Genomic DNA, 10204 nt, shown 5'->3' with positions numbered 1-10204 from the left:
CGTCTGGATTATGCAGGCGACCGTATCAACGGCGTGTGGATCGACGGCCAGCTGGAAACCGCCGACCGCTACGTGCTGGCTCTCGGCAGCTACTCGCCGAAGCTGCTCAAACCGTTGGGGATCAAGGCACCGGTGTACCCACTCAAGGGCTACTCGCTGACCGTGCCGATCACGAACCCGGCGATGGCACCGACGTCGACCATTCTCGACGAGACCTACAAGGTCGCGATCACCCGTTTCGACAACCGCATCCGCGTCGGCGGCATGGCTGAAATAGCCGGTTTTGACCTGTCGCTCAACCCGCGTCGGCGTGAAACCCTGGAGATGATCGTCAACGACCTTTATCCTCAGGGCGGCGATTTGACTGAAGCCACGTTCTGGACCGGCCTGCGTCCGACCACACCCGATGGCACACCGATTGTCGGTGCTACCCCATTCAAGAACCTGTTCCTGAATACTGGCCACGGCACCCTCGGCTGGACCATGGCCTGTGGCTCCGGTCGTTTGTTGGCCGACCTGATGGCGAAGAAAACACCGCAGATCAGCGCCGAAGGCCTCGATATTTCCCGTTATGGTAACCACCAGGAGTCCGCAAAACATGTCAATCCAGCGCCAGCTCACCAATGAGCGCATGAGCCAGATCGTCGTTCACAGCGGCACCGTGTATTTGGCAGGCCAAGTCGGCGACGACATGAGTGCCGGGATTGAACAACAGACCCGTGAAACCCTGGCCAATATCGAACGTTTGCTGGATTTGGCCGGCACCGACAAGACCAAGTTACTGTCGGTGACGATCTACCTGAAAGACATCGACGCCGATTTCGCCGGCATGAACGCGGTGTGGGACAAGTGGCTGCCCAAGGGCGTTGCTCCAGCCCGTGCCACGGTTGAAGCCAAGCTGTGCGAACCGGAAATCCTGGTAGAGCTGTCCGTTGTGGCCGCGCTGCCTTAAATCAAGATCCCTCTCCCGGTGCCGGCGTTGTCGGTCGGTGCCGGTTTTTCTTCACTCTGCCGCCTAGAAGCCTGCCGCCATGCGTCCTGCCCGTGCCCTGATCGATCTCCAAGCCCTGCGCCACAACTACCAATTGGCCCGTGAAGTCACGGGGGCCAAGGCCCTCGCCGTGGTCAAGGCCGATGCCTACGGCCATGGCGCCGTGCGTGTGGCCCAGGCGCTGGAAGCCGAGGCCGATGGGTTTGCCGTGGCGTGCATCGAGGAAGCGCTGGAACTGCGCGCCGCCGGTATTCGCGCGCCGGTGCTGTTACTGGAAGGCTTTTTCGAAGCCGACGAATTGCCGCTGATCATCGAGCATGATTTCTGGTGCGTGGTGCATTCGCTGTGGCAACTGGAGGCCATCGAGCAGGCCCGCTTGAGCAAGCCACTGACGGTCTGGCTCAAGCTGGATTCGGGTATGCACCGCGTGGGCCTGCACCCCAAGGACTATCACGAGGCTTACCAGCGCCTGCTGGCCAGCGGCAAAGTCGCCAAGATCGTGTTGATGAGCCACTTCGCCCGTGCCGATGAGCTCGATTGCGTGCGCAGTGATGAACAAGTTGCAGTGTTTGAGGCTGCGCGCCAGGGTTTGTCGGCCGAGGTGAGCCTGCGCAATTCGCCAGCGGTGATGGGCTGGCCGGGTGTGTCCAGCGACTGGGTACGCCCGGGTATCATGTTGTACGGCGCCACGCCGTTTGGTGAAGACCAGGCCATCGCCGCTCGTTTGCAGCCGGTGATGACCCTCGAGTCCAAAGTTATCTGCGTTCGCGAACTGCCGGCCGGGGAGCCGGTGGGCTACGGCGCCAAGTTCATCACGCCCAAGCCGATGCGCATCGGTGTGGTTGCCATGGGGTATGCCGATGGTTATCCGCGTCATGCACCCACCGGCACACCGGTGTTGGTGGCGGGCCAGCGCAGCCAGTTGCTGGGTCGCGTCTCCATGGACATGCTGTGCATCGACCTGACGGACGTGCCTCAGGCCGGCCTTGGCTCGACGGTGGAGTTGTGGGGCAAGAATATCCTCGCCAGCGACGTCGCGACCGCCGCCGAAACCATTCCCTACCAGATTTTCTGCAACCTGCGCCGCGTGCCAAGGCTCTATTCCGGCGCTTGATCGCCCGATACGAACTCCGCTGCCCGGGATTTAGGCCCAAGTGTTGTAAATACTGAACGCTGTCGCCATGATAACGCTCAACTACAACAAAGCCTGAATCCTAGGAGGCTCCTGCATTGGACGTCGGCGAACGACTGCAATCCATCCGTAAACTCAAAGGTCTTTCCCAGCGTGAGCTCGCCAAGCGTGCGGGTGTCACCAACAGCACCATTTCGATGATCGAAAAAAACAGCGTCAGCCCCTCGATCAGCTCCTTGCGCAAGGTGCTGGGCGGTATCCCCATGTCCATGGTCGAGTTCTTTTCCGAGGAGATCCTCCAGGAAATACCGACGCAGATCGTCTATAAAGCCAATGAGCTGATCGACATCTCGGACGGCGCCGTGACCATGAAGCTGGTAGGCCGCGCGCACCCCAGCCGGGCGATTGCGTTTCTCAACGAAATCTACCCGCCGGGCGCCGACACAGGCGAAGAAATGCTCACTCACGACGGCGAGGAAACCGGGATTCTGGTGGAAGGGCGTCTGGAGTTGGTGGTCGGGCTTGAAACTTTTGTGCTCGAAGCTGGCGATAGCTACTACTTTGAAAGCACCAAGCCCCATCGTTTTCGCAACCCGTTCGACGTGCCAGCGCGACTAATCAGCGCAGCCACACCTGCGAACTTTTGACAGAAGAGGCGTGCTGCCAGCGTTGCAGACACACCCGTAGCTCTATCCGTGACGCCGAATCTCCCTTTATTTAATAGGGTTGTTTCGGCCAGGCGGGCTAACCGTTATACTTTCGCCGCCTGCGAAACCGTGGCCGCAGGCGTGAATAGCCACCATTGAGGGTGAACGCGTGAACCTAATTATGAAAATGCTGGCTGCACCAGCAACCGTACTGGCCCTATGGGCTGTCAGCGCTCAAGCTGCGACCAATGATGAAATTGCCAAGCGCCTGGAGCCTGTCGGCCAAGTCTGTGTTCAAGGCCAGGAATGTAAAGGCATGGAAGTCGCCGTAGCAGCGGGCGGCGGCGGGGCGAAAACCCCGGACGACATCATCGCCAAGCACTGCAACGCGTGCCACGGTACTGGCTTGTTGGGTGCACCGAAAATCGGTGACGCCGCAGCGTGGAAAGATCGCGCCGACCATCAAGGGGGGCTCGACGGCCTGCTGGCCAAGGCGATCACCGGGCTGAATGCCATGCCGCCGAAAGGCACCTGCGCTGATTGCTCGGATGACGAGCTTAAGGGTGCAATCAAGAAGATGTCTGGCCTGTAATCGACGGATCTTCGCCAAAAATGCCGCTTACGAGCGGCTTTTTTGTGGCTGTATTTTATGTATCAGGCTGTTCTTTGCAGCAAAGACCGGCCACTCTCTGTCCAACCCCTAATCACGGAATGTTCAGGAGGGTCGGATGGTGCAGTTGTGTTCAATCGAGCAAGCCGTTGACGACGTGCTGGCGCGGCTGCCGGCACATGTCCACATGGGCATGCCACTGGGGCTGGGCAAGCCCAACCTGTTCGTCAATGCGTTGTATCGGCGTATCGCCCAGTTGCCCGAGCGGGCGCTGACGATCTACACCGCATTGAGCCTGGGCCGCCCCACGATGGGGGACGGCTTGCAGAAGCGCTTTCTCGAACCCTTCATCGAGCGCGTATTTGGCGACTACCCGGAACTGGATTTCCTCGCCGATTTGCACAAAGACAACTTGCCGAAAAACATTCGCGTACAGCAGTTCTTCATGCAGCCCGGCAGCCTGCTCCACAGCGCCTCGGCCCAACAGGACTACGTGAGCAGCAACTACAGCCATGCTGCGCGGGATATCAATGCGGCAGGCCTGAACCTGGTGGCGCAGTTGGTGGCCAGTAGCGCTGAGCATCCCGATCGCCTGAGCCTGAGTTGCAACCCCGATATCACCCTCGATCTGTTGCCGATGATCGCCAAGCGCCGTGAGGCCGGGGAAACCATCCTGGTCGTGGGTCAGGTCCACCGCGATTTGCCCTATATGCCGGGTGATGCCGAACTGGGCATGGACGCGTTCGATTACCTGCTCGACGAAAAGGACAGCACCACGTTGTTCTCCACGCCGAACATGCCAGTGGGGTTCCAGGACCACTTTATCGGCCTGCATGCCAGTACCCTGGTGCGCGATGGCGGCACCTTGCAGATCGGCATCGGCTCCATGGGCGATGCGCTGACCGCTGCCTTGCTGGCGCGCCAGGCCGACAACGAAGCCTATCGACTGCTGCTGACGGATCTGGATGTGTACCAATGGGCGCCGTTGATCAGTCATGAAGGCGGTGTCGCACCCTTTGCGCAGGGCCTTTATGGTTGCAGTGAAATGTTCGTCAACGGCCTGCTGGTGCTGGCCGATGCCGGGATTGTGCGGCGCAAGGTCTACCCGGACGTAGCGGCCCAGGTGCAAGCCAACGCCGGTACCCTGGATGGCGCAGCGCAGCCCGACGGCGTGTCGATCCACGGCGGTTTCTTCCTGGGGCCGCGTAGTTTTTACCAGCGCTTGCAGGAAATGACCCATGCCAAGCGCCTTGAATTCAACATGACCCGCATCAGCTACATCAACGAGCTATATGGCCAGGAAGAACTCAAGCGTTTGCAACGGCTGGATGCTCGCTTCATCAACAGCGCGATCATGGTGACGCTGCTCGGTGCGGGCGTGGCTGATCAGTTGGAAGACGGTCGCGTGCTCAGCGGCGTGGGCGGGCAGTACAACTTCGTTGCTCAAGGCCATGCGCTGGAAGGTGCGCGATCGATATTGATCCTGCGCAGCTGGCGCGAGTCGGCGGGGGAGGTCAGTTCCAATATCGTCTGGGAATACGGCCACTGCACCATTCCACGGCACCTGCGGGATATCGTCGTCACCGAGTACGGTATCGCCGACTTGCGTGGGCAGACGGATGCCAAGGTGATTGAGGCGTTACTGAACATCACCGACTCACGCTTCCAGGGCGACTTGATCGAACAGGCACAAAAGGCCGGCAAGCTGCCCAAGGAATTCCGGCTGGACCCGCGCTTTACCGACAATACGCCGCAGCGGCTCAAAGACACTCAGGCGCGGCATCGTCGGTTGTTCCCGGAGTATCCGCTGGGTAGTGACTTCACTGAAGAGGAAAAGGATCTGTTGCGCGCACTGAATTGGCTCAAGAGCAAATTCAAGCTGACGGAGATTCTGGAGTTGGGCAGGGCTGCGCTGGATGCACCGGAGCCGGAGGCGTTTCCCAAGCATCTGGAGCGGATGCGGTTGGATAAGCCGGAGGGGTTGAAGGAGGATCTGTATCAGCGCTTGTTGCTGGCAGGCCTACAGGCCACCGCCACCTAACAGATAACACAAGCCAAATGTGGGAGCTGGCTTGCCTGCGATCGCGGTAGAACAGCGACATTGATGCCGCCTGACACTCCGCTTTCGCAGGCAAGCCAGCTCCCACATTTAACTGTGCTTACTCAAGATTTGCAGTGTTGCTGCTTACTCGATAAACGTGACAACACCACCGGCCAGCGATTTGACCCGTGCCAGCGACTCAACGCGATAACCCTGTGCATCCAGCTCCGCACGGCCACCCTGGAACGACTTCTCGATCACAATCCCCAAGCCCGCCACGGTTGCCCCGGCTTGCTTGATGATCGAAATCAGCGCCTGGGACGCCTTGCCGTTGGCCAGGAAGTCATCGATCACCAGCACGCGGTCGCTGCTGGTCAGGTGGCGTGGGGAGATGGCTACGGTGCTTTCGGTCTTCTTGGTGAAAGAGTACACCGTTGCCGACAGCAGGTTTTCAGTCAGGGTCAGGGACTGTTGTTTGCGGGCGAAGATCACCGGCACGCCCAGGTTCAGGCCGGTCATGATCGCCGGTGCGATGCCTGAGGCCTCGATGGTGACGATCTTGGTGATGCCTGAGTCCTTGAACAGCGCGGCGAATTCGTCGCCGATCAGTTTCATCAGCGCCGGGTCGATCTGGTGGTTCAGGAAGGCGTCGACCTTGAGTACCTGATCGGAAAGCACGATGCCTTCTTCGCGAATTTTCTTGTGCAGTGCTTCCACGGAAAGCTTCCTCTAATGGCGCGGTGTGCGCCGAAAGTAGATTAAAAAGTAGTCGATTCTAGCGCTTTAACATCGCGCGTATATCCGCCAAGGCGGTGTTGCCGCGAACGGCCTTCACCTCGGTGGGGGTGTCGTCATTGCCTTCCCAGGCCAGGTCGTCCGGCGGCAGTTCGTCGAGGAACCGGCTGGGGGCACAATCGATGATTTCGCCGTATTGCTTACGCTTGGCGGCGAAGGTGAAGGCCAGTGTCTGACGTGCGCGGGTAATGCCCACGTAGGCCAGGCGCCGTTCTTCTTCGATGGTGTCGGCTTCGATGCTGGAGCGGTGCGGGAGGATTTCCTCTTCCATGCCCATGATGAACACGTAGGGGAACTCCAGGCCTTTGGAGGCATGCAAGGTCATCATCTGTACACCTTCGGCGCCGTCTTCCTCTTCCTGCTGGCGTTCGAGCATGTCGCGCAGCACCAGCTTGCCGATGGCGTCTTCGACGGTCATTTCGCCGTCTTCGTCTTTTTCCAGGGTGTTCTTCAACGCTTCGATCAGGAACCAGACGTTGCCCATGCGGTAATCCGCGGCCTTGTCGCTGGAACTGTTGGTGCGCAGCCAGTTTTCATAGTCGATGTCCATGACCATGCTGCGCAGGGCGCTGATCGGATCTTCGCCCGCGCACTGCTCGCGCACCTTGTCCATGAAGCGCTTGAAGCGCGACAGGCGGTCGGTGAAGCGGGTGTCCAGATGCTCGCCCAGGCCGATTTCGTCGGTGGCGGCGTACATCGAAATCTTGCGTTCGGTGGCGTAGTTGCCGAGTTTTTCCAGGGTGGTGGAACCGATTTCCCGGCGCGGCACGTTGATCACGCGCAGAAAGGCGTTGTCGTCGTCCGGGTTCACGATCAGTCGGAAGTAGGCCATCAGGTCTTTCACTTCCTGGCGTCCGAAAAAGCTGTTGCCGCCCGACAGGCGATACGGCACCTGGTGGTGCTGCAATTTCAGCTCGATCAGTTTGGCCTGGTAGTTGCCGCGATAAAGAATCGCGAAATCGCTGTAAGGCCGGTCGGTGCGCAAGTGCAGGCTGAGGATTTCAACGGCCACACGTTCGGCTTCGGCGTCTTCGTTGCGGCAGCGGATCACGCGGATCTCGTCGCCGTGGCCCATCTCGCTCCACAGTTGTTTTTCAAACTCGTGGGGGTTGTTGGAAATCAGCACGTTGGCGCAGCGCAGGATGCGACTGGTGGAGCGGTAGTTCTGCTCCAGCATCACCACTTTCAGGGACGGGTAGTCGTCCTTGAGCAGCATCAGGTTTTCCGGGCGGGCGCCGCGCCAGGCGTAGATCGACTGGTCGTCGTCGCCCACTACGGTGAACTGGTTGCGCTTGCCGATCAGCATTTTCACCAGCAGGTATTGGCTGGCGTTGGTGTCCTGGTATTCGTCTACCAGCAGGTAGCGCACCTTGTTCTGCCATTTTTCGAGGATGTCGGCGTGTTCCTCGAACAGCTTCACCGGCAGCAGGATCAGGTCGTCGAAGTCCACCGCGTTGAACGCCTTGAGCGTGCGCTGGTAGTGGGTGTAGACGATGGCGGCGGTCTGTTCCTTGGGGTTGCGCGCGTTTTCCAGGGCCTGGGCGGGCAGGATCAGGTCGTTTTTCCAGGCGCCGATCATGTTCTTGATCTCGTCCACGCCGTCGTCGCCTGCGTACTCCTTTTGCATGATGTCGGTCATCAGCGACTTCACGTCGGTTTCGTCGAAGATCGAGAAACCGGGCTTGTAGCCCAGGCGCACATGCTCCTTGCGGATGATGTTCAGGCCCAGGTTGTGGAAGGTACACACGGTGAGGCCGCGGCCTTCGCCGCTCTTGAGCAGCGTGCCCACACGCTCTTTCATTTCCCGCGCCGCCTTGTTGGTAAAGGTCATGGCGACGATGTACTGGGCACGGATGCCGCAGCTCTGGATCAGGTGCGCGATCTTGCGGGTGATCACGCTGGTCTTGCCGGAGCCAGCACCGGCGAGCACCAATAGAGGGCCGCCGACGTAGTTCACGGCTTCTTGCTGCCGGGGATTGAGTCGGGACATACGAAATTCAGGGAGTCGTTGTTCAAAAGGGCGGGCATTTTAACAGGCTCGCAGGATTCTGCTCTCACAGAACGACAGTGTGACGTACCACTCGATCTAAATTTGCCGGTTTTGATACTTTGCCGCAGGATGTGGGAGCTTTTGCAGCTGATGTGTGCAGTCTGCGTATTTGATAAGTCTTATCATTGGTGATTGTCAGGCCGCACGTCATACTGCCCGCCGCCAATGAAATCTTGCAGAGTCTAGGGAGCTAGCTTGTCTACGCCTGTCGAACCCTTGCGTTTGCTGCTTCTGGCCGATACGCCTGAGTGGGCAGCATTGCTGCGCGAGTGCCTGGCGCCGATGGGCGAAGGGGCTGTGCTGATCAGCGCACCCAACTGGGACTCGGTGAGTCGTCTGTTCGATGACGACCACGGTGCTGTGTTATTGACCGAACCCAACCTGCAACCCGGTCCCGGCCGTTGCAGTTTGCCGTGCGTATTGCTGTTGGAACAGGAGCCGTTGGTGTCGCCGCTGGGGGTCAGCGATTGGTTGATCCGCAATGCATTGGACGCCGACACATTACGCCGTTGCCTGCGCCACGTGCGTGAACGCGGTGTGCTGGAGAACACCTTGCAGCGCCTGGCCGAACAGGACCCGCTCACCGGCATTGCCAATCGCCAGGGTTTTCAGACCTTGCTGGCAGCGCGGCTGGCGGAAAACGAAGGGCGCGGCCTGGCCCTTGGGCATCTGGACCTCGACAACTTCCGTCATGCCAACGACGCTTTGGGGCATCAGGCTGGCGACCGTTTGATCCTGCAAGTGGTGTCGCGGCTCAAGAGCCAGCTCGAAGCCGGGGACCAGTTGGCACGCCTGGGCAGCGACGAATTCGCGCTGCTGATCGACACCCGCCGCGCGCCCCAACGCGCCGAATGGATGGCTGAGCGCATCACCGAAGTGATGGCCGAACCGTACTGGGTCGATGGTGAAAGCCTGTTGATCGGCTGCAGCCTCGGCGTGGCTCATGCCCGTGCACGCGCCGGTGCCGACCCGTTGATGTGGCACGCCCATATCGCCATGCAGCAGGCCAAGAGCACCCAGGGCTGCACTTTTCATATCTTCAACGAACGCATCAACCGCAACGCCCGCAGCCTGGCAGACCTGGAAAGTGAACTGCGCCGTGCGTTGCGCCGTGACGAGCTGGAGCTGCATTACCAGCCGCGCCTGGACCTGGACGACGGGCACATCGTCGGCCTGGAAGCCCTAGTGCGCTGGCGCCATGGTGAGCGTGGGCTGTTGCCGCCCAGTGAATTCGTGCCCCTGGCCGAGCAGAGCGGCTTGATCGTGCCGCTGGGTTACTGGGTCATCTCCCGGGCCCTGCGCGACATGCAAGACCTGCGCGAGCGCGGCCTGCCTGCACTGCACATGGCGGTCAACCTGTCATTTCGCCAATTCCAGGACAGCCAGTTGCTCTCGACACTCAGTCGGCTGATTGCCGAGCGCGGTGTGGAGGCGCAGTGGCTTGAATTCGAACTGACCGAAACCGCCGTGATGCGGCGCAGCGACCTGGTCAAGCAGACCATGGACGCCCTGGGTCGCCTTGGCGTGCGGTTTTCCCTGGATGACTTCGGCACCGGTTTCTCATCGTTCGTGCACCTCAACAGTCTGCCAATTGCCCTGCTGAAGATCGACAAGAGCTTCGTCGGCGGCATGGAGGAGCGCGAAGAAAACCGCAAGCTGGTGCACGCGATGATCAACCTGGCCCACAACCTCAACCTGGAAGTGGTGGCCGAAGGTGTGGAAACGCCTGAACAGCTGGCGCTGTTGCGTTTGTTCGGCTGCGACCAGGCTCAGGGTTATCTCATCAGCAAACCGCTGCCGTTGCCGGAGTTGGTGGAGTACCTGACCTTCGGCAAGAGCCAGGAGGCTTTGCTGGGTTGAGTTGTGACCCGATCAAAACTGTGGGAGCTGGCTTGCCTGCGATCGCGGTGGAACAGCGACATTGATGTCGCCTGACAC

At 60.0% G+C, this 10204-nt stretch carries 8 protein-coding genes and 1 pseudogene; 7 read left to right on the top strand and 2 right to left on the bottom strand.

The annotated features are described in order from the left end of the window. The 6 genes and pseudogenes from dadA to ACRESD_RS17015 all read left to right on the top strand — a co-directional run. Nucleotides 1–627, top strand: a pseudogene (gene dadA, locus ACRESD_RS17040) (D-amino acid dehydrogenase); the annotation flags it as partial. Then, nucleotides 599–952, top strand: a complete 354-nt coding sequence (locus ACRESD_RS17035; RefSeq protein WP_034116404.1) for a RidA family protein — start codon at nucleotides 599–601, stop codon at nucleotides 950–952. The pseudogene dadA and the gene ACRESD_RS17035, both read left to right, overlap by 29 nt. A gap of 79 nt (nucleotides 953–1031) precedes the next feature. Further along, nucleotides 1032–2105, top strand: coding sequence for an alanine racemase (gene alr / locus ACRESD_RS17030; RefSeq protein ID WP_431751988.1), 1074 nt, complete (start codon nucleotides 1032–1034; stop codon nucleotides 2103–2105). 116 nt (nucleotides 2106–2221) lie between these two features. Further along, entirely contained in the window at nucleotides 2222–2770 is a 549-nt protein-coding gene (locus ACRESD_RS17025; protein WP_105521471.1) for a cupin domain-containing protein, read from the top strand. Between the two features lie 181 nt (nucleotides 2771–2951). After that, nucleotides 2952–3362, top strand: coding sequence for a c-type cytochrome (locus tag ACRESD_RS17020; RefSeq protein WP_431751989.1), 411 nt, complete (start codon nucleotides 2952–2954; stop codon nucleotides 3360–3362). A 136-nt stretch (nucleotides 3363–3498) separates the two neighbouring features. Beyond that, nucleotides 3499–5421: an acetyl-CoA hydrolase/transferase C-terminal domain-containing protein gene (locus tag ACRESD_RS17015; protein WP_431751987.1), complete on the top strand. Its 1923-nt coding sequence runs from the start codon at nucleotides 3499–3501 to the stop codon at nucleotides 5419–5421. Nucleotides 5422–5565: 144 nt separating this feature from the next. On the opposite strand, the gene ACRESD_RS17010 is transcribed toward ACRESD_RS17015, so the two are convergent. Next, on the bottom strand, nucleotides 5566–6138 hold the full coding sequence (locus tag ACRESD_RS17010) for a xanthine phosphoribosyltransferase (protein WP_003195447.1): 573 nt from the start codon (nucleotides 6136–6138) through the stop codon (nucleotides 5566–5568). 58 nt (nucleotides 6139–6196) lie between these two features. Continuing rightward, entirely contained in the window at nucleotides 6197–8206 is a 2010-nt protein-coding gene (gene rep, locus ACRESD_RS17005; RefSeq protein ID WP_431751986.1) for a DNA helicase Rep, read from the bottom strand. A gap of 255 nt (nucleotides 8207–8461) precedes the next feature. Between rep and ACRESD_RS17000 the strand changes: the two genes are divergently transcribed. Continuing rightward, on the top strand, nucleotides 8462–10126 hold the full coding sequence (locus tag ACRESD_RS17000; RefSeq protein ID WP_431751985.1) for a putative bifunctional diguanylate cyclase/phosphodiesterase: 1665 nt from the start codon (nucleotides 8462–8464) through the stop codon (nucleotides 10124–10126). Nucleotides 10127–10204: the final 78 nt, after the last annotated feature.

This window comes from Pseudomonas sp. (assembly GCF_050739995.1).
Classification (GTDB): Bacteria; Pseudomonadota; Gammaproteobacteria; order Pseudomonadales; family Pseudomonadaceae; genus Aquipseudomonas.
This window is presented reverse-complemented; position numbering and strand designations above follow the sequence as displayed.

Bases quoted from the DNA above. Each gene is read 5' to 3' on its own strand.
- ACRESD_RS17035 (WP_034116404.1), top strand. From the start codon at position 599: ATGTCAATCCAGCGCCAGCTCACCAATGAGCGCATGAGCCAGATCGTC.
- alr (WP_431751988.1), top strand. From the start codon at position 1,032: ATGCGTCCTGCCCGTGCCCTGATCGATCTCCAAGCCCTGCGCCACAAC.
- ACRESD_RS17020 (WP_431751989.1), top strand. From the start codon at position 2,952: ATGAAAATGCTGGCTGCACCAGCAACCGTACTGGCCCTATGGGCTGTC.
- ACRESD_RS17015 (WP_431751987.1), top strand. From the start codon at position 3,499: ATGGTGCAGTTGTGTTCAATCGAGCAAGCCGTTGACGACGTGCTGGCG.
- rep (WP_431751986.1), bottom strand. From the start codon at position 8,206: ATGTCCCGACTCAATCCCCGGCAGCAAGAAGCCGTGAACTACGTCGGC.